Below are 22,145 nucleotides of genomic sequence, written 5' to 3'. Positions count from 1 at the left end.
AAACGCTTTGCGCCAAACACCCAACGCTTAACATATGGCAAGGATCCTCGCATTTGATTACGGAACAAAACGCATCGGCATTGCCGTAACCGATCCATTGCAGATCATTGCAACAGGCCTGGACACGGTACATCCTAAAGATGTGATTGAATATATTAAAAAATACATGCTTAACGAGCAGGTTGAGGCCTTTGTACTGGGCGATCCCAAACAAATGGATGGTTCGCCGTCTGATTCTGCTCAACATGTGAAAGGTTTTGCTACGCTGCTGAAAAAATCATTTCCCGACATCCCAAGGTATTGGGTTGATGAACGTTTTACTTCAAAAATGGCGCAGCAGGCCATTATGCAGAGCGGGCTAAAAAAAACCGACAGAAGAGACAAAGACCGGGTAGATACCATTGCCGCAACCATTATTTTACAATATTTTATGGAAAGTAACCGTTTATAACCAAAAATGAGCCTAATAAACAACGATTTACAGGATTTACTAATTGCCTATTGCGAACCTGAAAGCGAATTGCTTCAACACATAGACCGCGAAACCAACCTTAAAGTGTTAATGCCCCGTATGCTTTCCGGCCACTACCAGGGCCGGGTATTGAGCATGCTTAGTAAAATGGTTTCCCCTAAAAGGATCCTGGAAATCGGCACTTTTACCGGTTACGCAACTTTATGCCTCGCAGAGGGATTAACTAAAGACGGCCTAATGTATACGCTGGATATTAATGAAGAACTGGAAGACATGGTTCGCCATAACTTTGCCAAATCAGCCTATAATGATCAGATTCATTACATCCTCGGCGATGCTACCAATACGATTGCAGGTTTAGATGAAGTTTTCGACATTGTTTTCATCGATGCAGATAAAAAAAACAACGGTACATATTATGATCTCATTTTTGAGCGTGTTCGCCCAGGCGGGCTGATCATTGTTGATAATGTATTATGGAGTGGAAAAGTACTTCAGGAGAAACAGGATAAAGACACCAGAAATATTACTAGTTTTAACGATAAGATAGCTGCAGATGAACGTGTTGAGAAATTAATTCTACCGGTGCGGGATGGTTTGTTTGTGATCAGGAAGAAAGCTTAATATATTGTGGTTAATCGGTTAATTGTTTTAATCGGTTAATCGTATAGTTAACCAATTAAATAATTTGTACAGTTAACCATGACTAAAAAAATCTTTACTTTCTGCCTGTTCCTTTTAACAGGAATTATCGCGAAAGCACAGAATACTGAAGACTATATTGCAGCACATGTAGCGTGTGCACAAGGTTTAATGCATGATCATAAAATTCCGGCCAGTGTTATTTTAGCTGTTGCCATTCACGAATCTGCCGCCGGAAACAGTAAAATCGCACAGCACCTCAATAACCATTTCGGTGTAAAAGGACCAAATAACAACGCGGAAATCCGTTCCTCATATCGTGATTATTTAAATGCCGACGAATCTTACAGCCATTTTGTAGAAATTATGGAAACGCGGGAGCCTTTTAACAATCTTTTTGGGAAGTATGATCAGTATGATTATAAAGGTTGGACTTATGGCATCCGCCGCTGTGGCTACGCCCATAGCAGAAGCTGGGCCAGTCAGGTAATAGGCTTAATTAAAAAATACGAACTTTATCAATATGATGAGCGGCCGGAGGGCTATGTAGAACCTGTTTATGCAGCTCCTGTACACCGCCGGGCAAAAAATAAAAGAAAAACAAAGTTATATACGGTTAAATCTGGCGATAATCTAAGTATTATCGCCAAAAAGAAAGGCACAACCGTTAAATCCCTTATGCAAAAAAACGGCATTAGAAAGGCAAATTTAAAGCCGGGACAGCGAATTAAGTTTTGAGTTGGGAACTGAGTTCACAATTAACCAGTTTTCAGTCCACATTTCATCAATTAAACCATTAACCGATTAAACATCACCATATAATGCGTTCATATCATCATTACCTTTTAATCGCAGCAATCCTTGTTTTTTTTAGTTCCTGCGGTACCAGAAAATTTTCTAAAAACAATAAAAAGATTGAAAAAGAAGCGAACAAAGCAAACAACAACAATTATAAGAGTTACAACACCTTAAGTTATATTGATGAATTTAAAGGTGTGGCTATAGAAGAAATGAACTCCGCCGGTATTCCGGCAAGTATTACTCTTGCACAGGGAATCCTGGAATCGGGTAGTGGAAACAGCGACTTAGCCAAGTATGCCAACAACCATTTCGGCATTAAATGTACTTCAGATTGGAAGGGAAAGAACTATTTCCGTGATGACGACCAGAAAAACGATTGTTTTAGGGTATACAAAGATGCCCGCGAATCGTTTAGAGACCATTCGGAGTTTTTAAAACGTAAACGCTATAGTTTTCTTTTTCAGTTGGACAAAAACGATTACAAGAGCTGGGCACAGGGATTGAAAACAGCGGGTTATGCAACCAATCCAAGATATCCCGATCTGCTCATCAACACCATCGAAAAATACCAGCTTTACCAATACGATCAACCGGAAAGCGAAAAGCAAAAAATTGCAAGAGAGGATCGTGTCTTTTCAGAAATCAATCAAAATATCCCAAAGGAAAAGGTTAAGTTTACCCCCGTAGAAACGCCACCTGCCGGTGCTAAACCGATCCTTGCCGACGGCACTTATACCGTTGTTAAAGGTGATACCCTTTACAACATAGCCAAACGCTTTAATTTAACCGTTGATGAATTAAAAATGCTGAACGAAATGACCACCGAAACCATTAAAATAGGCCAAACATTGAAGGTTAAATAATGTTAAGTAAAAAAATAGCCAGCAAGATATTTGTAGTTTTATAGCTGAATGAAATTTTTTATTCCTTTTATACTTGTTTTTGGCTTCTCTACGTGGCTTTACGCACAAAATAAACCTGTGCAGGGTATTGTTATTGATAAGGAAACCAAGCAACGTTTAGCGAAGGTTTATATTTATAATGTCCGTACGGGTGATGGTTTATACAACAATACAAAAGGCGAATTTAACACGTTTGCTCTTCCTGGTGATACCTTGGTTGCAGCTTTATCAGGTTATGGCGTAGATACGATTGTTTTCAAAGGGCAAACTGCTGCATATTTTCAACTCAGATCGCTCGGTATCAGATTACGTGATGTAGTTATTCAACAAAAAAGATTGACCCCGCAGCAGCAATATGAAAAAAATGTTCAGGAATACCGCTACCAAACCTTGAAAGGGAGTAGTAAAGATTTATTGAATTTAGGCAACGGCGGTGTTGGCTTAGGTATCGATGCCATTTATAACCTGTTAAGCAGGCAGGGGAGAAATGCCCGTCATTTGCAAAAAGTCCTGGAAAAAGATTATCGTGAAGACCTGATCGATTATCGCTTCAACGCCAATCTGGTTAGTCAGGTACTTGGCATAAAAGACGCTGAACTGACTGATTTTATGCAGCAATACCGCCCAACCTATCAATTTGTATTGGATGCTACAGATTATGCTTTTAATCTTTTCATCAGAAACGCCTATAAAAGCTACAGGTTAAACCCTAAGGCCTTACAATTACCTGCATTACCCAAAATAACGATTGATAAGTTGTGAACGCACCAGTCCTGATTGTTAAAAAACTACCCGCAGCAGGCATGGCCATCTTTCCATTTATTCTGCTAAAATCGGCAGCGTTTAAAAACGATCAGGAAATTATCAACCACGAGAAAATCCACTTGCGTCAACAGTTGGAATTACTTGTATTCCCTTTTTATATCTTATATTTGCTTAACTATCTGATCAACCTGATCAGATACAAAAAACACAATCTGGCCTATCGGAATATTGTTTTTGAAAAGGAAGCTTACACTCACGAAACTGATTTAAATTACCTTAAAAATGGTAACTGGTATGGCTGGATCAAGATAAGGTGAAACTATTTTCTCTACTTTTACCTGAATAGCTGTTCTGGTAATCATTTTGTTAAATGCTTTTTATCTCTAAAATTTTTCGTTTTCTTTGTAGGTAATGAAGAACTGTTTAGCTGCCATCATCCTGATTCTAAGTTTCTGCTCTACCCAATTACATGCACAGGAAATTGATACTATTCCAATCAATACTAAAGACCTGAACATTAAATTGAAACGCAGTCCACTGCCAAGCAGACAGGGCCCGTTAAACTTTGAACCTGTAAAAATTAAGCCTTTGGTGGTAAACGCCAAGATTAATTATTGGAAAACAAGAACCAATATCGGCATCAACATTAACCAGGCGCAGTTCAGTAATAACTGGAAGGGTGGGGGTACCAATTCGGTAGCCGTTGGCGGTTTGGTTAACTGGAAGGCAGAATACAATAAAGATAGTTATAGTTATGTAAGCGAGCTGGTTTTGCAATATGGCAAAATCAAAAATAAAGATCAGCTGCAAAAGAAAACCAACGACCGTATTTTTTGGGATAATAAAGCGTCTTTTCAATTATCGAAAAGTTGGTTCTTCTTTGGATCGTTAAGTTTTGAATCCCAGTTTGATAATGGTTATTCTTATAGTATGGTAAATGGTCAGGAAACCGCCAAGCTGATTTCAAAATTTATGGGTCCTGGTTATATCACAGAATCTATAGGTTTTGAGTATAAGCCTGTAAAATATTTTTCTACTCGTATAGGTACCGGTACGGCACGCCAAACTTTTGTTTTGGATGAAACACTTTTTCCTACGCCTCCTGCTAATGCCGATCTATCAAAAATTACTGTTTTTGGGGTACAGTATGGCAAAAAAGTACGTAATGAGCTGGCTTTTCAGATTGTAAGTGCAATTGATAAAGATATTTTTACCAATACCAATCTTAAAGCACGTTATCAGATGTTCATTCCATATCAGGATTTTAAGATGAGTAATATAGATCACCGCTTAGATGTTGCCTTAACAGCAAAAATAAATCGCTTTATGAACACAAGTTTAACTGGCGTACTCCTGTTTGATCAGGATACAGGTACAAACAAAATACAGGCTAACCAGACTTTAGCGCTTGGTTTTGGCTTTACCTTTCCAAGATAGGTTACCCACCACCAACTTTACCCATTTCCCAATAGGGCATTGTTATAATCTGCCTGAAGCTTACGCCCCTTTGTTTTAGGTACCGTTTAAACTGCTGTACTGATTTTGCCCTGCCTGTTAAATAGAACGTAGCATTTTGCCACATTTCCCAACAAAGCGGGTGCATATTTTCCATCCAGCTGATGGCATTTTTCGCCGGGGCATTCAGGTCAGAGGGTACGGTATCAATCAATAATTTAAGGTGTTTCACAGAATTCAGGTTTTCTTCCTGAAGTTCCAGAATGCCAAAATACTCTACATCTTCATCAATTACCTTTTTACCTAACGATTCATACAAACCAAGGCTGGTTTCGTCGCCAAAAAAGAAATGCTGATTAGATGATTCATTGTATTTTACCTTTGCCCGGTCTACAATTAATTTTAAACGGTCTCCTTTTCGGATATTTACGGCCAGATGATTCCCTGGTCCCTGCCTGTTTAAATAAAAGATCACTTCGCAGGTTTCTTTCGTTTTATCAAAGGCAGACAGTGTATAATGACGGTATTCGTTTGCGTTAACCCTAAACAGCACTTCCATTCCCGGAATAAATTCAGCTTCGAAAAAACCACCTTTAAAGGTAACACACTTTAAGTTGCTGCTTAACATTTTAGTTTCTACAACCTCTACCTGATATATTTTATTGCTGATCACTTCTTCCATTGTATCGGCCAGCCAGGATGGTAATTTTGTCATCGTATCTTTTTGTTTAGTAACTTTGAACAAAAGTAATGGTCTGATTAAGGCCCCTTTTTATATCAAAAGGATTAAAGTTTATATTAAAGGGATTTTATGGCCTTAAAGATTTACGATAGCGACAATAAGCATTATACTGTAGGAAGCATGTTTGACAATGCCGGACTTCAACCGGCGCTGGTAACTGAGCGGCGCGACAAATACAGTTTTCCATTTGGTGATGCAGAGATTGTGCAGATTGCTTTTTCGGGCATTTATATTGTTTATGGCGATATGCTGGTAAAGCAGAGCCGTTTGCGCATTAAAGCTTTCGACGAACCTGATATGGTGGAACTTCATTTTGCACTCGCTGGCGGGGGCATCATGGAAAATTACCTCACCAACAAACGCCTGAATATCAAAGGAAACCAGCATAATATTATCTATAGCCCCGACTTTGATGGGACGGCAGAATTCAAGACCAACGAACCGCATAAATTTTTTGAAGTAAATTTTGAAAGAAACCGCTTTATCGATTTAACCAGTGAGAGCAGCAACCTTTTAAAGAATTTTGCTGAAAACATTATGAACAACCGTCCGGTAGAAATTTCATCAGAAAACCTCCCCATCAGCCTGGCTATGCACAGTTGTATAAAAGATATTATGAATTGTCAGTTTACAGGCGGATTAAAGTTATTGTTTCTTCAATCTAAATGCCTGGAACTGCTTGCGCTACAGGCTCAGGCTTTTGAAGAAGCAGCTAAGAAAACCGTAAATTCTGCTATTAAATCAGCTTATGATAAAGAACGGATCTATTATGCCCGCGAATATTTGCTGGCCAATGCCAATCATCCACCGTCTTTAACTGAACTGGCCAAAACCGCAGGTATAAATGAATTTAAACTGAAACACGGCTTTAAAGAAGTGTTTAAAAATACTGTTTTTGGTTATTTGAGCGATTATAAATTAATGCGTGCTAAAGAACTGCTGGCCGATAGCAGCAAAGACATCAAAAATATCTCCGACGAACTGGGTTATTCTTCAGTACAGCATTTCAGCAGCGCTTTTAGCAAGAAATTTGGGATAAGTCCGGCAAAAGCAAGGTAAGTCTAATTAAGAAATCTTCAATCTGCTTCGCCTTTCCATAGAATCACTATAAATAGATTAAAGCCATTGACCGAAATCAGCCCCAATAAAACAAACTGCTCATTTTCAAAAAAAGATTTTTGACTTTGAGGTGCAGCGATTTACAAGCAAAATTTGATACATTTGCCTTTTATTAAAAACAAGTAGCTTTTTGCCCTCTGGCATAAGGCTTTTAGCTTAAAAAAAGATGTTTGATAATTTACAGGACAAGCTAGACAGAGCATTTAAAGTATTAAAGGGGCAGGGCAGTATTACGGAAATCAACGTGGCAGAAACCATGAAAGAAATCCGCAAAGCATTGCTGGATGCTGATGTTAACTATAAAACAGCAAAAGCCTTTACTGATGAGGTGAGGCAGAAAGCTCTGGGGCAAAACGTACTTACCGCGGTTTCTCCGGGTCAATTGCTTACCAAGATAATGAACGATGAACTTGCGGCCTTAATGGGTGGCGAAGTTACAGAGTTGAATACAAAAGCAAATCCTACCATCATTCTAATTGCAGGTTTAAACGGTGCAGGTAAAACTACTTTTGCCGGTAAACTGGCCCTACACCTGAAAGGTAAGGGCAAAAAACCTTTATTGGTGGCAGGCGATATGTACCGCCCGGCGGCCGTAGACCAATTAGAGGTTTTAGGAACTTCTGTTGGAGTGTCTGTTTATGCGAACCGCGCCTCAAATGATCCTGTTGGCATTGCTTTAGAAGGTATTGCACACGGTAAACAAAATGGGAATAACGTCATCATTATTGATACGGCTGGTCGTTTAGCGATCGACGAGTCGTTAATGAACGAAATATCTGAAGTTAAAGCCAAAACTCAACCACACGAGATTTTATTTGTTGTGGATTCGATGACCGGTCAGGATGCAGTAAACACGGCCAAAGTATTCAACGACCGTTTAGATTTTACTGGCGTTGTGTTAACCAAATTGGATGGTGATACCCGCGGTGGTGCAGCCCTTTCCATTAAATCGGTGGTAAACAAACCGATTAAATTTATTGGTACTGGCGAGAAGATGGAAGCCCTGGATGTTTTTTATCCGGATCGTATGGCATCGCGTATTTTGGGTATGGGTGATGTGGTTTCACTGGTTGAACGTGCTCAGATGCAGTTCGATGAGAAAGAAGCTGCAGAATTGCAGAAGAAAATACGTAAGAACAAATTCGATTTCAATGATTTCTACAACCAGATTCAGCAGATCAAGAAAATGGGTAACATGAAAGATCTGATGGGCATGATACCAGGTGTAGGTAAAATGATGAAAAATGTAGATATCCAGGATGATGCATTCAAATCAATTGAAGCCATCATCAATTCAATGACACCATTTGAGAAAGAAAACCCGGATAGTATTCAGCAAAGTCGTCGTTTACGTATTGCAAAAGGTTCAGGAAGCAAGGTTGAAGAGGTAACCAAACTCATTAAGCAATTTGAAGACATGCGTAAAATGATGAAGCAGTTTTCTAATCCTGCAGCCGCAGCAGCCATGATGAAAGGCATGCCTAAAATGCCATTTGGCAGATAGATTAAAAGGTTTGGGGTAAAGGGTTTAGGGCGTAAGGCTAGTAGTTGCGTCATGCTGAACTTGTTTCAGCGTCCTTTAAAATCATACAGATCCTGATCAGCAATGGTCGGGATTTATTGTTTTATCGGTTTTGGAAATGAATGTTGGTATTCTATAGGGGGTTTCAGCCCTGCTTTCCCTGCTGCCGATAGAAGGAATCGGCATTCGTACAATCAGGTTTATTTAACAATGGCTGGTAAAAAACGATCCGCCAATAGATACAAAAGCTTGATCTTTTTTTAAATAATCTGTATATTAGAATCAATATTCATCCCGAATAATTTACATAAGACTTTATTTGAACTAACTAAATGCTTGTAAAAACATACGGGAGTGCTGTTTATGGCGTAAATGCACTAACCATAACCATCGAAGTGAATATTAGCGCAGGCACCAAATACTATATGGTGGGCTTGCCAGATAATGCGGTAAAAGAGAGTTTGCAAAGGGTGGCCAGTGCCATCAATGTTTCAGGTTTCCGCATGCCTAAACAGAAAATAGTGGTAAACCTGGCACCAGCCGATATAAAAAAAGAAGGCTCATCTTACGATTTGCCAATTGCCATCGGCATTTTAGCGGCATCAGGGCAAATCCCAGCCGAAGAACTGGAAGACTACTTTATAATGGGCGAACTGTCTTTGGATGGAAGTATCCAGCCCATAAGAGGTGCCCTTCCAATTGCCATCCAAGCGCAGCAAGACGGCTTTAAAGGCTTTATCTTACCAAAACAAAACGTTCGTGAAGCAGCCATTGTAAACGATTTAATTGCATATGGTGTGGAAAACCTGGCACAGGTGGTAGCTTTCTTTAACAAAAGCGAAGTACTTGAACAGGTTAAAGTAAATACCAGAGAAGAATTCTTAAAAAACATCAACAATTACGAACACGATTTTGCAGATGTTAAAGGTCAGGAAAATATTAAAAGAGCGTTAGAAATCGCAGCTGCAGGTGGTCATAATGTTATTTTAATTGGTCCGCCAGGAGCAGGCAAAACTATGCTGGCCAAGCGCCTGCCCACTATATTGCCCCCGTTAAATTTAAATGAGGCTTTAGAAACCACAAAAATTCACTCTGTAGCCGGAAAACTCGCTGCGAGCGACGCGTTAATGACAAGCCGTCCGTATCGTTCTCCGCACCATACCATTAGCGATGTTGCGTTGGTAGGCGGCGGAATGAATCCACAGCCCGGAGAAATATCGCTGGCCCACAATGGTGTTCTGTTCTTAGATGAATTGCCAGAATTTAAACGAACCGTTTTAGAAGTCATGCGCCAACCTCTGGAAGACCGTAAAGTAGCTATTTCCAGGGCAAGGTTTTCAGTAGAATATCCGGCCAGCTTTATGTTGGTGGCTTCTATGAATCCCTGTCCTTGTGGCTTTTACAATCACCCGGAGAAAGATTGTGTGTGTGCACCCGGTGTAGTTCAAAAATACCTGAGTAAAATATCAGGACCACTCCTAGACCGCATTGACCTGCATGTGGAAGTAACGCCTGTTGATTTTACAGAACTTGCCTCCTCACACGAAACAGAAAAAAGCAATCACATCAGGACACGAGTCATTAAAGCAAGGGAAATCCAGGATCTACGTTTTGCGGATAGAGAAGACCTGCATTGCAATGCCCAGATGAGTCCTAAAATGGTGCGCAAAGTATGCCGGATCAGCGAAGCCGGAACCCATTTATTAAAGACAGCAATGGAAAGGTTAGGGTTATCGGCCCGTGCCTACGACCGGATTTTAAAGGTTGCGCGAACCATTGCCGATTTAGCCGATAGTGAAAATATAGAGCTCGAACACTTGGCCGAATCAATCAATTACAGAAGTTTGGATAGAGATGGCTGGGCGGGATAACGCTTTACACAAAAAAGCGTTTTAATTTGCTCGTTATCTTGATAAAGATTAAGTTTATCGATCAAGCCAATGCCATATATATGAAAAATTTACCTTCTTATTTTCTGGCCCATTGGTAATTTTATGCTATATGAGAAATATTACAGGTCTATTGCTATTATTAATTTCTGCTCAGTTATTTGCCCAAAGTAACAATCCTCTAATTCCTAAAACAGGCATTAATACCAATGCATTTGTCCCAAAAGGATGGAAAATAATTTATCGTGCCAAAGGTGATTTAAATAAAGATCATTTACCTGATGAAGCCATCATTATCCAGAATACGAATCCAGAAAATATCATCAAAAACGAGGGGATGGGCATTGATAAACTGAATTTGAACCCCCGTATGCTTTTGGTGCTTTTTAAAACATCCGGCAACTACAGCTTACAATCCCAAAACATCATTTTTATCCCAACTGAAAATAATGAAGAGAATACCTGCCTCGCCGATCCTTTAGAAGAAACGGGTGCCATCAACATCAAAAACGGTACACTCACTTTAAGTTATCAATATTGGCTAAGCTGTGGCTCCTACTGGGTAAATAATGCTGATTATACATTCAGGTTTCAGAATCAAAAGATGGAACTTATCGGCTTTGATGCGGAGAGTTATAGCCGGTCTTCAGGAGAACAAACCACTACCAGCGTTAATTTCTCTACCAGGAAAAAAAGTGAAACTTCTGGCGGCAATATGTTTAGCGACAAAACCAACAAACCAAAAACAGTATGGAAGAAATTTAATTGGGGCAGATTGCTTACACTTGATGAAATGACGGAAGAACTTGCTCAAAAACTTGCAGAAATATAAATCTTTTTTTGAGATGTTTAACGTGAAGAAGGTATTTTTTGTATGTTTTATATTTATTTCGAGTCATTCGTTTGCACAAAAAATATTCCATCAGACTGATGTAAAAGGCACATGGCAATATGTTTACCCTTTTAAAGATAAGCGTTACGTAATGGCTATACAATATCTGATCGTTGATGGAGAATCCTCAGAAGAGCCGTCCAATGCCATCATTTATTTCGGTAAAATCGGTAAAAAAGCCGACAAAATTTTCTGGAAAGAAAATCTTGCCCTACGCCAGATCAGTAACAATATCACTTACGAAGACTATAACAACGACGGGATAAAAGATCTGTTAATTTTTGAAGATACAGGTGGAAGGGGAGGAAATTCTTTTTACAATCTTTACCTTGTTAATCCTAAAAACCATACCTTAACCAAGGTCGGAGATTTCAACAAAATTGTTAACCCTAACTACAACAAAAAATACAAAGTGATTGTGAGTTATGGTTTGACAGGTACTAATTATTATCAGTTGTATAAACTGAATAAAAAGCACATACCATATAAAATTGGCAAACCCTTTGACGATACTGAAGATTTAGATCTGGATAAAAAGATTGCCACAATTTTAAAGAATAATAATAATCCAAGACAGCAGATCAAAAAGATAGGCAATTAGTACATCTAAATGAACATTAAAAACATAATAAAACTCCTGTTATATGCCATTATTTTGAGCGTTATCATAGTATTGGGTATTAATTTGTTAGTCAAACATCAAACTGATCCATCAATTTACTTCAACGTGCAAAACGTACCAAAAACCAGGGTAGCCATTATTTTCGGCGCAGGAATAAACAACAACAAGCCCGGTAAATATTTAAAAGACAGGCTTGATGCTGGCATAAAACTCTATAACAATCAAAAAATTGATAAAATTTTGCTTTCAGGAGATAACGGTACTGATGCGCACGATGAACTTACGGTAATGAAACTTTACTGTTATGAACATGGTGTTGATACCAGTAAAATTTATCTCGACTATGCAGGTTTTGATAGCTACTCTACGCTTTACAGATCAAAATTTATTTTCAAAATAGATACCGCCATTCTGGTATCGCAAAAATATCATTTGAATAGGTGTGTGAATATCGGCAACAAGCTAGGAATAAAATCTTATGGCTTTGCTGCAGATCAAGGAACATATCAAGGCTTCAAATACGCTTCATTCAGAGAATATTTGGCTATAGTAAAATCTGCTATTGATCTGATTATTGACAGAAAGCCCCGTTTTTTAGGTGAGCCGGTTAATATTAATGGCCCATCAAACTATACTAAACAATAGTATAAAGTAAACTTATTTATCAGCGCCTAAATTGAAAATTTCTTTTAAACCAAACAGTTCCGGTACTTAAACAAATCAGCATATTTTTTAAAAGGCATCATCAAACAGCCCGATCAAAAGATCAAACTCATTCATAAGACCCTAAAAAACAACAACTTATTAATAAAATTTAATTAAACCTGCTTGCTGATTACTCATCTCATTTACCAATCACATTTTTGTTTGGCATAGTCATTGTCATAGCACTGTTACAATTATTACCTATTTAAAATTAAAAAAGTGAAAGAGATGAAAAAGACAGTTCAAATTTTCAGCATGCTTCTAATAGCATTAACCGTAATGGTATCATGTAAAAAAGACACCGATCCGGCAGATCGCGATTTCTTTGTAGGCACGTACAAAGGATCAGTTTCTTACCGTAGTGGCGAAAATACAATTACCAGCAGCGACGGAAAAGTGACCGTGAGCAAAGTTGGTGAAACCTATAATTTTTACTTTGGCAACAACATTCCGGATATTACTGGAGTAAAATTCGAAAAGAAAGGCGACAACAGCTACGTGAGTATCGGTTCTGGCTTAACGGGTATTAGCATTGACGCCAGTAATCTAACCATCAGGGTAGCTAAAGACAGTCAATTCTGGACTGCTGATTGTACCAGATAATAAAGAATAATTTAAATTAAGGCCCGATCTAGAAAAATCGGGCCTTATTTTTTGCTCCTACTTTTATTCTGAAGTCAAAAAAAAGTTCATGCTTAATTTAGCTAAATTTACAGCATGAGTTTTGAATTAAAAACACACCTCGAAGAAATCATTTCCCTTACCGATCAGGAATTTGAACATATTGTTTCCCATTTCAAACCTAAAACGCTTAAGAAACATCAGTATCTCATCCAGGAAGACGAATTTGTCAATCACATTTATTTTGTAGTTAAAGGTTTATTAAAAGCCACTTTTACAGACGCCAATGGTAAAGAATATATTATCCAGTTTGCGATGGAAAACTGGTGGCTTTCTGATTTCAGGGCTTTTTATGGCCAGGTTAAATCAATTACCAACATCAGCTGCCTGGAAAATTCCGAATTACTCTCCATCACCAAAGAAAACCTGGATCTGTTATGCCGCGAAAGCCATAAAATGGAACATTTTTTCAGGGTAAAAAACAGTTTAGGATACGTAGCATTACAGCAAAGAATTCTATCCCTTTTAACCACAAGCCCAAAAGAGCGCTTTGAACAACTTGCTCACCAGTATCCGCAATTGATGCAAAGGGTTTCTAAAACAATAATAGCGGCATACTTAGGCATATCAAGAGAAACCTTAAGCAGGCTTTCTGCAAAAACGTGATTTCGCGCACAATAAATCTGTGATTGAAGTCCTTTGCTACCAAACCCAACAGCTTTAACTTTGTAATACACTTAACACAAAACATATGAATAAGAAAGTTTTATTCGTGCTTACAAGCCACGACGAATTAGGAAATACAGGTTTAAAAACAGGTTTTTGGTCAGAAGAATTTGCAGCGCCATATTATGCCTTAGCCGATAAAGGCATTGATATTGTATTGGCCTCTCCAAAAGGTGGTCAGCCACCAATCGACCCTAAAAGTGAAGACCCTTCTTTTCAAACCGAAACAACGAAAAGAATGGACAATGACACGGTTCTCTTAGACAAATTGAAGAGTACCACTCCATTGGCTGATATCAAAATGGATGATTATGATGCCGTTTTTTATCCTGGTGGCCACGGACCGCTGTGGGATTTGGCAGAAAGTAAAACTTCACAACAGCTCATTACCGAATTCTATTCTGCCGGCAAACCTGTTGCTTTTGTATGTCATGCTCCCGGAGTGCTTAAGGATGTAAAGGTAAATGGCGAATACCTGGTAAAAGGAAAAAATGTAACCGGGTTTACCAATAGCGAAGAAGAAGCTGTACAATTAACAAACGTAGTGCCTTTCCTGGTAGAGGATATGTTAATAAAAAATGGTGGAAATTATAGTAAGATAGCCGACTGGAGCCCTTATGCTGTAGTTGATGACTTATTGATTACCGGCCAAAACCCTGCCTCATCAGAAAAAGTTGCAGAAGAATTATTAAAGCTTCTTGCCTAAATTTAAACCCTCAACAGAGATTGGTTTTTCCCGTCTCTGTTGAGGATTCCTTATTATAACCCGTCTTCTTCCTCGTCTTCAGGTTCAGGTACATAATTTTCAATGGCCTGCCCAATTGCATTAACCTCTTCGTCTTCCTCAAAAATTGGAAGTTCGGTTTTATAGTCCATTTTTAACCAGATAGATGAGGTGTCCTTTTGGATCTGTATGTATTCTTTTCCCTCTTTAAAAATGGTATAAGAATCATTTCCTTCCGGAAAAACGGAATAATTAGTTGGCCCTATTTCTATATCAAAAGGTTCTTGCATAGCGGATATTTTCTTACAAAGATAAAAATCTTTTTGTTGAGGTAACTTAGCCATACGCCAGACTTTACTATCTTTACCCTAATAAATGTTAACTATGGATTTTTCAAAAGCAGATAACAAAGTTGCCCGAAAATTATTCGAAGTCGCTTTACAACGGGAACTAAAAAAGGAAATGCAGCTATTTTCCGAAATTTTAGACCAATGGAAAACACAACAGCCTGAAGACAACAGAGACGATTACTATAAAATTTTTACTGCTGTAAAAGATTTCGACAAGCACATCGCCAGAAGGTACGATGGACTTAGAAATTCATGGTTTTTAGGCACTATAACTGCGCTGCTTGTAGAAAAAATCATCACGGCAGATGATTTGGAAGATTTTTCAGAAGAGGCAAAAAGTGAAATATCAAGGAGCCTCAAATTCAGAGAAGTTAATCAATTATAAATAATTTCAAATCCGGGAAAGGCAGAGCGCTTTGATTCTACGGTGTACAGAAATTATGGTTAATTTAGTATGCACAGTGGCTTTCCTCCGCAACCTCTGTGCTAATGAAATTAAAAAATTACGCATGATTGTTTAAAAATCTCATCATTTGTACTACTTTACGGCTAAAGATTTTACGCGATAGATAAGAAGATGAAGTTAACGTTTTGGGGAGCAGCGCAACAGGTAACCGGTAGTATGCACCTGCTCGAAATCGGGCATTATAAAATACTGATAGATTGTGGATTAGATTACGAGAAAGAAACATATCAGGAAGAAAACCAACAATTCCCCTTTGATCCGGCCATTATAAACCTGGTAATTCTAACCCATGCCCATATCGATCACTCTGGTAATTTACCAACATTAGTTAGAATGGGATTTGAGGGCCAGGTGCTTTGTACACCACCAACTGCCGATCTTACTTCGATACTATTGTTCGATTCTGTCGAACTTTTTTTAAGAAAGGCCGGCCGGAAACCGCGTACAAAACGTGGCAATTTTAGCGGACCAAAACCGCTGTACCTGCACAAACATGTGATGGATACCATCGATCGTTTTGTAACCATTGCTTTTAACAAACCTTTCAAAATTAACGGCGATATCACTTTAACCTTTGTGCCGGTTGGTCATTTATTGGGTGCTGCCGCAGCTGTTTTAACCATAAATGATGAGGGAATAGAAAAGAAAATCGCTTTTACGGGTGATATCGGCAGAGAGAACTATCCGGTATTGGTTAATCCGGAGCCTTTGCCAGAGGTAGATTATGTTGTAAGTGAAGCGACTTATGGAGGTAGAATACATACCAAAGATCAAACACTGGAGGAACGCCTGGTTAAGGAAATTACGGAAGCCTGCATCAAAAGTCCTGGCAGGCTGATTATTCCGGCGTTTAGTATTGGGCGTACACAATCGCTGGTATTTGCCCTGAACCAGATATTTACTAAAAAACTGTTGCCGCCCATTCAAATCTTTGTAGATAGCCCAATGGCCATCCAGGCTACCGAGGTTTATCGTAAACACCACAACCTGGTGAACCAGGAGGCAAAAGATTTTTACCAAACTATGGGTGATGAGTTTGAGTTTGAACACTTGGCTTACGTTCAAACCATGAAGGAAAGTAAAGATGTTTCTAATTATTTCGATCCCTGCATCATTATTTCCTCAGCAGGCATGCTGGAAGGTGGAAGGATCCAGGACCATCTTTATTACAACATTCAGAACTATTATTGCACCATTCTATTTATTGGTTATTGCGCAAAAGGAACGCTTGGCTATAAGCTATTAAGCGGAGCGCCCATCGTACGTATTAAAGACCGAGAAATGATGGTTTATGCCACTATCCGCCAAACAGATCTACTCAGTGGCCACGGCGATCATAACGACTTAATTAAAACAATTAAACAAACTGGCCAACCCAAAAAGGTATTCCTGGTTCATGGTGAAGATAAAAGCTTGCAAAGCCTATCATTAGCATTACAGGAAGAAGGTTTTAATGTAGAGGTGCCGGAAAGAGGAGAGGCATTTGAACTTTAATACTATGTTGTCATTTTGATGGATAATTTATTTTATAAAAAATTAATATGATTGACAGTAGCATCTAATTGAAATAGACCTCACCGAGGATCGTCATTGCGAAAAGGCTTTTTCAGCTGACCAAGCAATCTTTATAGCAAGGATCATTAGCATGAAAGATTGCTTCGTCGTTCCTCCTCGCAATGACGAATTTTTAGGGATGAAGTTTGTCAATGGTAGCACAGCGAAAAATTCCTGAATAAGTTGCACTACCGATTATGAAAAATTCATTGGCAGTTTTCCATAGTTTGCAGATTCTTCGCTATGCTCAGAATGACAATATTGCTATGGATTTCGAACATCATCATCCCTCTTACACCTTCCATCATTTCCTAATTTGTCCATTACCCTGAACTACCCATTTGTAACTGGTTAATTCTTCCAAACCCATTGGTCCCCGTGCATGAAGTTTCTGTGTGCTGATCCCAATTTCGGCGCCAAGGCCAAATTGAGCTCCATCGGTAAAACCTGTAGAGGCATTGGCATATACTGCTGCGGCATCTACTTCAGTCAAAAATTGAGCAATATTAGCGGCATCTTCAGAAATGATGGCTTCACTGTGCTTAGAGCTGTAATCGGCAATGTGGTTCAATGCTTCTGCTAAATCCTTTACCACTTTAACCGCCAGCTTTAACGATAAAAATTCCGTTCCAAAATGTTCAGGCATAGCCTTATTCAATAGATTTGACGGATAAGAATACTTTAATGCTTCATAGCTTTTTTCATCTGCAAATAATTTCACATTTCCATCTGCCAGCGGAGATAAAAGTGCGGGTACATCATTTAACCTGTTTTCGTTAACAAGCACACAGTCTAATGAGTTACAAACGCTTACCCTCCTCGTTTTAGCATTAAAAATAATCGCTTGACCTTTCTCCAAATCACCTGTTTCGTCAAAATAGGTATGCACTATTCCTGCTCCGGTTTCAATAACAGGGATTTTGCTGTTTTCCCGGACATAATTAATTAACGATTGACTTCCTCTTGGAATCAGAACATCAACAAAGCCTCTTGCATTCAATAGCGCTTCGGTTGCAGCCCTTTCTGCCGGCAACAAGGTTAACACATCACGATTGATTTTATGGTTATCCAACACCTCGTGTATTACCTTTGCTATGGCCAGATTAGAAAACTCAGCGTCACTGCCGCCTTTTAATACAGCAACATTTCCGGTTTTAAAACAAAGCGAAAATACATCAGCAGTGACGTTGGGACGAGCCTCATAAATTACCCCAACCACGCCCAAAGGCACACTCACTTTTTGTATATGAAGCTGATTGTCCAATATTTTATCAGATAGTACTTTCCCCAACGGACTTTTTAAACCTGCTACATTTTTAAGGTCAGTTGAAATATCAGCAATACGTGCTGCACTTAATTTTAGCCTGTCATATTTAGGGTCTTCGACGGCCATTTTGGCTAAATCCTTAGCGTTTTCAGTAAGAATTTCGTCTGCATTGGCTATTAAAGCCTCTGCAAGATCCTCTAAAACAGCATCTGTTTTTTCTTTCCCCAGGCTAATTAAGGTACGACTTGCCTGTTTTGCCTTTTCGAAGTATTGTTTGTAATCCATGTTATTAATTATTAACCGCAAAGAGCGCTAAGTTTTTCGCAGAGAACGCTAAAGTTATTTGCATATTTACAACCTTGTTTACCCTCCTCTTTGTGCCTTCGCGTATCTCTTTGCGTCCTTTGCGGTAAAGCCCTTTAAATAGCCGAATAAAAATAATCGTAATGCACCAAAGCTTTTTGTTTCTTTTGTCCTATTCTCTCTCTCGCCTTGTCAGATCCATATTCTGCAATCCCCAATCCGATCAGATTATGCTGTTCATCAATAATTTTAATAATATCGCCTTTTAAAAAGTCTGTCTGTATTTCAATAATTCCTACGGGCAATAAACTGGTTGCTTTCCCTGATGTCAATACCGTTTTTGCTCCATCATTTAATTTCACTACACCAGTTGCGGAAGTTTCAGAATGGGCAATCCATTTTTTCTTACCTGATTTGCTTTTTTCCGGGACAAAGCGCGTGTGGACCAACTCATGGTTTAATAGCGAAGTCAGTACCTCATCTTTTGTTCCATTGGCAATATGAACCGTTATGCCCAATTTAGCCACTTTTTGCGCCATGGTCGATTTGGTGATCATGCCACCACGGCCAAACTGCGATTTACCTGTTTGAATAAAAGAAGCCAGGTTAGCAACCGAACCGTTAATCTCCTCAATAACAGCTGAGCCTTCTAGTTTCGGATCGCCATTATAAATGCCATTTACATTCGATAAAATAATCAACGCATCGGCATTTAACATGGAGGCGATTAAGCCGGCAAGTTCATCGTTATCGGTAAACATCAGTTCAGTAACCGAAACCACATCGTTTTCGTTCACCACAGGGATTACCTCGTTCTGAAGCAAAATCTGTAAGCAGTTTTTCATGTTTAAATAATGTGCCCGGTCGCGAAAATCTTCCTTCGTAACCAAAACCTGCGCACATTGTATGTTATGCGCGGCAAAGAAACTGGAGTAGGTATTAATCAGTTTAACCTGACCAATGGCCGCCAATAGTTGCCGGGTAGTTACGGCATCCTGTTTTTCGGATACTTTAATTAAACTCCTGCCTGATGCTACTGCACCCGAAGATACCAAAATTACTTCAATACCCTGCTTTTTAATGTCAGCCAATTGATTTACGAGGTGCTTAATCCTGGCTTCATCAGGCAAACCATTTTCCTGCGTAATTACATTCGAACCAACTTTAACAACTATCTTTTTGTATCCTAATTTCATTATAATTTCAACCGTTTGGATATGGCAATTTACCATCAATTTTTATAATTCAGATGATTATCTATAGGCTTGATCGATTTTTACGAAAATGATAATCGGGTTTAGCGCTAAGCGTTTGGGGCTGATTAACCGAATAACCAGTTAGCCACTAATAAACTAATGACTATTGAACTAATAAACTATTTCATTAAATTGCAATTGATCCTAAATCAAACCGCTATGAAACGTATCTTACCCGGCCTGATATTGCTTAGTGCAATTATGGCCTGTAATCACCCTCAAAAGAAAGAAATGAAAGCAATAAAGTGGCCTGATGCCAAAGCTCCGGTAGCAGAAATTATTCCGCACAAAAGAGTTATACATGGCGATACCGTGGTAGATAACTACTATTGGATGATCGATTATTTTAAAAAAGGTCCGGACAGTACCAAAGTTGTGAATTACCTGAAAGCAGAAAACGCTTACCTGGATACCATGATGAAAAGTACCGAAAAGTTTCAGTCCGATCTGTTTAAGGAAATGAAAGGCCGGATTAAAGAAAAAGATGAATCGGTGCCGGTTTTCAGAAATGGCTACTATTACTATTCGCGTACAGAAGACGGGCAGCAATATTTTAAGTATTGCCGCAAAAAGGGAAGTTTATCGGCTACAGAAGAAATTTTGCTGGATGTAGATCAACTGGCAAAAGGCCATTCCTATTACAGCGCTACCGGGTTTAGTGTGAGTCCTGATAATAAACTTTTAGCTTTTGGAGTCGATCAGGTTTCGCGCAGGCAGTATACCATTAACATTAAAAATTTAGAAACCGGAGAACTTTTAAAAGATGCCATTACCAATACGGAAGGTGGGGTGGCCTGGGCCAATGATAATAAAACGTTCTTTTATACTTCTAAAAACCCGGTTACACTGTTGAGTGAAAAAATTAAAAAACATGTACTGGGTACAGATGCCAAAACGGATGCTGTGGTTTACGACGAGAAAGACAACACGAACTATATTGGGGTAGGTAAATCGAAAAATGGCAGATATATCTTCATTGCTTCACAGGGAACATTAACTGCCGAATATAAAATGATTGACGCCGACCATCCGGAAAGCCCCTTTAAAGTTTTTGCAGCCCGATCAAAAGATGTGCTGTATGATGTGATGCCCGTCGATGATAAGTTTCTGATCTTAACCAACTGGAAGGCTAAAAATTTCCGTTTAATGGAATGTCCGCTGGATAAAACCGAAAAGGAAAACTGGAAAGAAGTGATTCCGCACCGCGCAGATGTTTTATTGGAAAGCGTTGAAGAATTTAAAGATTTTACTGTTTTATCTGAACGTAAAAATGGGTTAACTGAGTTACGTGTACTCAAAAAAGACAAAAGTGATTATTACATCAAATTTGATGAACCTGTGTATGATGCCGGCGTTGGTGCAAATCCAGAGTACAACAGCACTACTTTGCGTTATAACTATACTTCATTAACCACTCCAAGCTCGGTTTACGATTATAACCTTATCGGGAAGGATCAGAAACTGATGAAGCAACAGGAGGTTTTAGGGGGCTATAATCCAAAAGATTATATTACTGAACGTGTTTTCGCAACCGCTAAAGACGGCACCAAAGTGCCAATTGCACTGGTATATAAAAAAGGCTTCGAAAAGAATGGTGAATCGCCATTGTTGCTTTATGGTTATGGTTCTTATGGCTCAAACTCGGATGTTTATTTCTCTTCACCTCGTTTAAGTTTGCTAAATAGAGGCTTTGTGTTTGCCATTGCCAATATCCGGGGCGGACAGGAAATGGGCCGCCAATGGTATGAAGATGGAAAGCTGATGAAGAAGAAAAACACCTTTACTGATTTTATTGCAGCAGGGGAGTATCTGATTGATCAAAAATACACCTCAAAAGGCCATTTATACGGTCATGGTGGAAGTGCCGGCGGCTTATTAATGGGTGCTGTAGCCAACATGGCCCCAAATTTATGGAACGGCCTTATTGCTGATGTTCCTTTTGTAGATGTGGTTAATACCATGCTGGATGAAAGCATTCCGCTAACAACAAACGAATTTGATGAGTGGGGCAACCCGAAACAAAAAGCAGCTTACGATTACATGAAAAGCTATTCTCCTTATGAAAATATTGAAAAGAAAGCTTACCCAAATATGTTGGTGACTACCGGCTTGCACGATAGCCAGGTACAGTATTTTGAGCCAGCAAAATGGGTGGCCAAATTAAGGGCCACCAAAACCGACAAGAATGTGTTGCTGCTTAAAACCAACATGGAGTTTGGCCACGGTGGAGCATCAGGCCGTTTTGATTATTTAAAAGATGTGGCATTACGCTGGGCATTTTTGTTCTCTCTGGAAGGGATAACGAAATAATTTTCCATAAATCCGTCATTTCGAGCGGAGTGCAACGCAG

At 39.0% G+C, this 22,145-nt stretch carries 23 protein-coding genes; 19 read left to right on the top strand and 4 right to left on the bottom strand.

Annotated elements, in window-relative coordinates; genetic code table 11:
* Positions 1-34 precede the first annotated feature (34 nt).
* The 7 genes from ruvX (at position 35) to ACFE6N_RS02670 (ending at position 5,019) form a co-directional block, all read left to right on the top strand.
* The gene (ruvX, locus tag ACFE6N_RS02700) at positions 35-451 is read left to right on the top strand and encodes a Holliday junction resolvase RuvX (RefSeq protein ID WP_090981257.1); all 417 of its coding nucleotides are present in this window, start codon (positions 35-37) and stop codon (positions 449-451) included.
* A gap of 6 nt (positions 452-457) precedes the next feature.
* Positions 458-1,096, top strand: a complete 639-nt coding sequence (locus tag ACFE6N_RS02695) for an O-methyltransferase (protein ID WP_378933580.1) — start codon at positions 458-460, stop codon at positions 1,094-1,096.
* 78 nt (positions 1,097-1,174) lie between these two features.
* Positions 1,175-1,852: a glucosaminidase domain-containing protein gene (locus ACFE6N_RS02690; RefSeq protein ID WP_378933578.1), complete on the top strand. Its 678-nt coding sequence runs from the start codon at positions 1,175-1,177 to the stop codon at positions 1,850-1,852.
* A gap of 83 nt (positions 1,853-1,935) precedes the next feature.
* Positions 1,936-2,778 carry a glucosaminidase domain-containing protein gene (locus ACFE6N_RS02685; RefSeq protein ID WP_378933576.1) on the top strand — a complete coding sequence of 281 codons (843 nt, stop codon included), beginning with the start codon at positions 1,936-1,938 and terminating at the stop codon, positions 2,776-2,778.
* Positions 2,779-2,826: 48 nt separating this feature from the next.
* Positions 2,827-3,579 (top strand): hypothetical protein, encoded by a 753-nt coding sequence (locus tag ACFE6N_RS02680; protein ID WP_378933574.1) that lies wholly within the window; start codon positions 2,827-2,829, stop codon positions 3,577-3,579.
* Positions 3,576-3,899, top strand: coding sequence for a hypothetical protein (locus ACFE6N_RS02675; RefSeq protein WP_378933572.1), 324 nt, complete (start codon positions 3,576-3,578; stop codon positions 3,897-3,899). The genes ACFE6N_RS02680 and ACFE6N_RS02675 overlap by 4 nt, the downstream gene beginning before the upstream one ends.
* A gap of 94 nt (positions 3,900-3,993) precedes the next feature.
* Positions 3,994-5,019: a DUF3078 domain-containing protein gene (locus ACFE6N_RS02670; RefSeq protein ID WP_378933569.1), complete on the top strand. Its 1,026-nt coding sequence runs from the start codon at positions 3,994-3,996 to the stop codon at positions 5,017-5,019.
* A gap of 1 nt (position 5,020) precedes the next feature.
* Here the strand turns inward: ACFE6N_RS02670 and ACFE6N_RS02665 are convergent, their stop codons facing one another.
* Positions 5,021-5,752, bottom strand: a complete 732-nt coding sequence (locus tag ACFE6N_RS02665; RefSeq protein WP_378933567.1) for a hypothetical protein — start codon at positions 5,750-5,752, stop codon at positions 5,021-5,023.
* A gap of 96 nt (positions 5,753-5,848) precedes the next feature.
* Between ACFE6N_RS02665 and ACFE6N_RS02660 the strand changes: the two genes are divergently transcribed.
* The 9 genes from ACFE6N_RS02660 to ACFE6N_RS02620 all read left to right on the top strand — a co-directional run bounded on the left by ACFE6N_RS02660 (position 5,849) and on the right by ACFE6N_RS02620 (position 14,581).
* Positions 5,849-6,838 carry a helix-turn-helix transcriptional regulator gene (locus tag ACFE6N_RS02660; RefSeq protein WP_378933565.1) on the top strand — a complete coding sequence of 330 codons (990 nt, stop codon included), beginning with the start codon at positions 5,849-5,851 and terminating at the stop codon, positions 6,836-6,838.
* 226 nt (positions 6,839-7,064) lie between these two features.
* On the top strand, positions 7,065-8,402 hold the full coding sequence (gene ffh, locus ACFE6N_RS02655) for a signal recognition particle protein (RefSeq protein WP_378933563.1): 1,338 nt from the start codon (positions 7,065-7,067) through the stop codon (positions 8,400-8,402).
* 350 nt (positions 8,403-8,752) lie between these two features.
* A complete protein-coding gene (locus ACFE6N_RS02650; protein ID WP_378933561.1) occupies positions 8,753-10,291 on the top strand; it encodes a YifB family Mg chelatase-like AAA ATPase in 1,539 nt (512 codons plus the stop codon).
* A 130-nt stretch (positions 10,292-10,421) separates the two neighbouring features.
* Complete coding sequence (locus ACFE6N_RS02645) at positions 10,422-11,141, top strand: hypothetical protein (RefSeq protein WP_378933559.1); 720 nt, start codon at positions 10,422-10,424, stop codon at positions 11,139-11,141.
* Between the two features lie 22 nt (positions 11,142-11,163).
* A complete protein-coding gene (locus tag ACFE6N_RS02640) occupies positions 11,164-11,802 on the top strand; it encodes an XAC2610-related protein (protein ID WP_378933556.1) in 639 nt (212 codons plus the stop codon).
* A 54-nt stretch (positions 11,803-11,856) separates the two neighbouring features.
* Positions 11,857-12,468: a vancomycin high temperature exclusion protein gene (locus tag ACFE6N_RS02635; RefSeq protein ID WP_378933553.1), complete on the top strand. Its 612-nt coding sequence runs from the start codon at positions 11,857-11,859 to the stop codon at positions 12,466-12,468.
* Positions 12,469-12,756: 288 nt separating this feature from the next.
* Positions 12,757-13,131, top strand: coding sequence for a hypothetical protein (locus ACFE6N_RS02630; protein ID WP_090981288.1), 375 nt, complete (start codon positions 12,757-12,759; stop codon positions 13,129-13,131).
* Positions 13,132-13,245: 114 nt separating this feature from the next.
* Positions 13,246-13,815, top strand: a complete 570-nt coding sequence (locus ACFE6N_RS02625; protein ID WP_378933550.1) for a Crp/Fnr family transcriptional regulator — start codon at positions 13,246-13,248, stop codon at positions 13,813-13,815.
* 85 nt (positions 13,816-13,900) lie between these two features.
* Entirely contained in the window at positions 13,901-14,581 is a 681-nt protein-coding gene (locus tag ACFE6N_RS02620) for a type 1 glutamine amidotransferase domain-containing protein (RefSeq protein ID WP_378933547.1), read from the top strand.
* Positions 14,582-14,634: 53 nt separating this feature from the next.
* Here ACFE6N_RS02620 and ACFE6N_RS02615 read toward each other — a convergent pair whose 3' ends face one another.
* Complete coding sequence (locus ACFE6N_RS02615) at positions 14,635-14,889, bottom strand: hypothetical protein (RefSeq protein ID WP_378933544.1); 255 nt, start codon at positions 14,887-14,889, stop codon at positions 14,635-14,637.
* A 94-nt stretch (positions 14,890-14,983) separates the two neighbouring features.
* Here ACFE6N_RS02615 and ACFE6N_RS02610 point away from each other — a divergent pair, with 94 nt between their 5' ends.
* Together ACFE6N_RS02610 and ACFE6N_RS02605 are read left to right on the top strand one after the other, a co-directional pair.
* Positions 14,984-15,334, top strand: a complete 351-nt coding sequence (locus ACFE6N_RS02610) for a hypothetical protein (RefSeq protein WP_145858208.1) — start codon at positions 14,984-14,986, stop codon at positions 15,332-15,334.
* 192 nt (positions 15,335-15,526) lie between these two features.
* Positions 15,527-16,909 (top strand): MBL fold metallo-hydrolase RNA specificity domain-containing protein, encoded by a 1,383-nt coding sequence (locus ACFE6N_RS02605; RefSeq protein ID WP_378933541.1) that lies wholly within the window; start codon positions 15,527-15,529, stop codon positions 16,907-16,909.
* 364 nt (positions 16,910-17,273) lie between these two features.
* On the opposite strand, the gene ACFE6N_RS02600 is transcribed toward ACFE6N_RS02605, so the two are convergent.
* Positions 17,274-18,521, bottom strand: coding sequence for a glutamate-5-semialdehyde dehydrogenase (locus tag ACFE6N_RS02600; RefSeq protein ID WP_378933538.1), 1,248 nt, complete (start codon positions 18,519-18,521; stop codon positions 17,274-17,276).
* A 134-nt stretch (positions 18,522-18,655) separates the two neighbouring features.
* Complete coding sequence (gene proB, locus ACFE6N_RS02595) at positions 18,656-19,735, bottom strand: glutamate 5-kinase (protein WP_378933535.1); 1,080 nt, start codon at positions 19,733-19,735, stop codon at positions 18,656-18,658.
* Between the two features lie 219 nt (positions 19,736-19,954).
* Here proB and ACFE6N_RS02590 point away from each other — a divergent pair, with 219 nt between their 5' ends.
* Positions 19,955-22,105, top strand: coding sequence for a S9 family peptidase (locus ACFE6N_RS02590; RefSeq protein WP_378933533.1), 2,151 nt, complete (start codon positions 19,955-19,957; stop codon positions 22,103-22,105).
* Positions 22,106-22,145 lie beyond the last annotated feature (40 nt).

This window comes from Pedobacter sp. BG31 (assembly GCF_042464845.1).
GTDB lineage: Bacteria > Bacteroidota > Bacteroidia > Sphingobacteriales > Sphingobacteriaceae > Pedobacter > Pedobacter suwonensis.
This window is presented reverse-complemented; position numbering and strand designations above follow the sequence as displayed.

Coding starts and splice junctions, on each gene's coding strand:
- ACFE6N_RS02600 (WP_378933538.1), bottom strand. CDS start 18,521: ATGGATTACAAACAATACTTCGAAAAGGCAAAACAGGCAAGTCGTACC.
- ACFE6N_RS02685 (WP_378933576.1), top strand. CDS start 1,936: ATGCGTTCATATCATCATTACCTTTTAATCGCAGCAATCCTTGTTTTT.
- ACFE6N_RS02680 (WP_378933574.1), top strand. CDS start 2,827: ATGAAATTTTTTATTCCTTTTATACTTGTTTTTGGCTTCTCTACGTGG.
- ACFE6N_RS02660 (WP_378933565.1), top strand. CDS start 5,849: ATGGCCTTAAAGATTTACGATAGCGACAATAAGCATTATACTGTAGGA.
- ACFE6N_RS02665 (WP_378933567.1), bottom strand. CDS start 5,752: ATGACAAAATTACCATCCTGGCTGGCCGATACAATGGAAGAAGTGATC.
- ACFE6N_RS02615 (WP_378933544.1), bottom strand. CDS start 14,889: ATGCAAGAACCTTTTGATATAGAAATAGGGCCAACTAATTATTCCGTT.
- ACFE6N_RS02690 (WP_378933578.1), top strand. CDS start 1,175: ATGACTAAAAAAATCTTTACTTTCTGCCTGTTCCTTTTAACAGGAATT.
- ACFE6N_RS02695 (WP_378933580.1), top strand. CDS start 458: ATGAGCCTAATAAACAACGATTTACAGGATTTACTAATTGCCTATTGC.
- ACFE6N_RS02625 (WP_378933550.1), top strand. CDS start 13,246: ATGAGTTTTGAATTAAAAACACACCTCGAAGAAATCATTTCCCTTACC.
- ACFE6N_RS02590 (WP_378933533.1), top strand. CDS start 19,955: ATGAAACGTATCTTACCCGGCCTGATATTGCTTAGTGCAATTATGGCC.
- ACFE6N_RS02605 (WP_378933541.1), top strand. CDS start 15,527: ATGAAGTTAACGTTTTGGGGAGCAGCGCAACAGGTAACCGGTAGTATG.
- ACFE6N_RS02670 (WP_378933569.1), top strand. CDS start 3,994: ATGAAGAACTGTTTAGCTGCCATCATCCTGATTCTAAGTTTCTGCTCT.
- proB (WP_378933535.1), bottom strand. CDS start 19,735: ATGAAATTAGGATACAAAAAGATAGTTGTTAAAGTTGGTTCGAATGTA.
- ffh (WP_378933563.1), top strand. CDS start 7,065: ATGTTTGATAATTTACAGGACAAGCTAGACAGAGCATTTAAAGTATTA.
- ACFE6N_RS02620 (WP_378933547.1), top strand. CDS start 13,901: ATGAATAAGAAAGTTTTATTCGTGCTTACAAGCCACGACGAATTAGGA.
- ACFE6N_RS02645 (WP_378933559.1), top strand. CDS start 10,422: ATGAGAAATATTACAGGTCTATTGCTATTATTAATTTCTGCTCAGTTA.
- ACFE6N_RS02630 (WP_090981288.1), top strand. CDS start 12,757: ATGAAAAAGACAGTTCAAATTTTCAGCATGCTTCTAATAGCATTAACC.
- ACFE6N_RS02650 (WP_378933561.1), top strand. CDS start 8,753: ATGCTTGTAAAAACATACGGGAGTGCTGTTTATGGCGTAAATGCACTA.
- ACFE6N_RS02610 (WP_145858208.1), top strand. CDS start 14,984: ATGGATTTTTCAAAAGCAGATAACAAAGTTGCCCGAAAATTATTCGAA.
- ruvX (WP_090981257.1), top strand. CDS start 35: ATGGCAAGGATCCTCGCATTTGATTACGGAACAAAACGCATCGGCATT.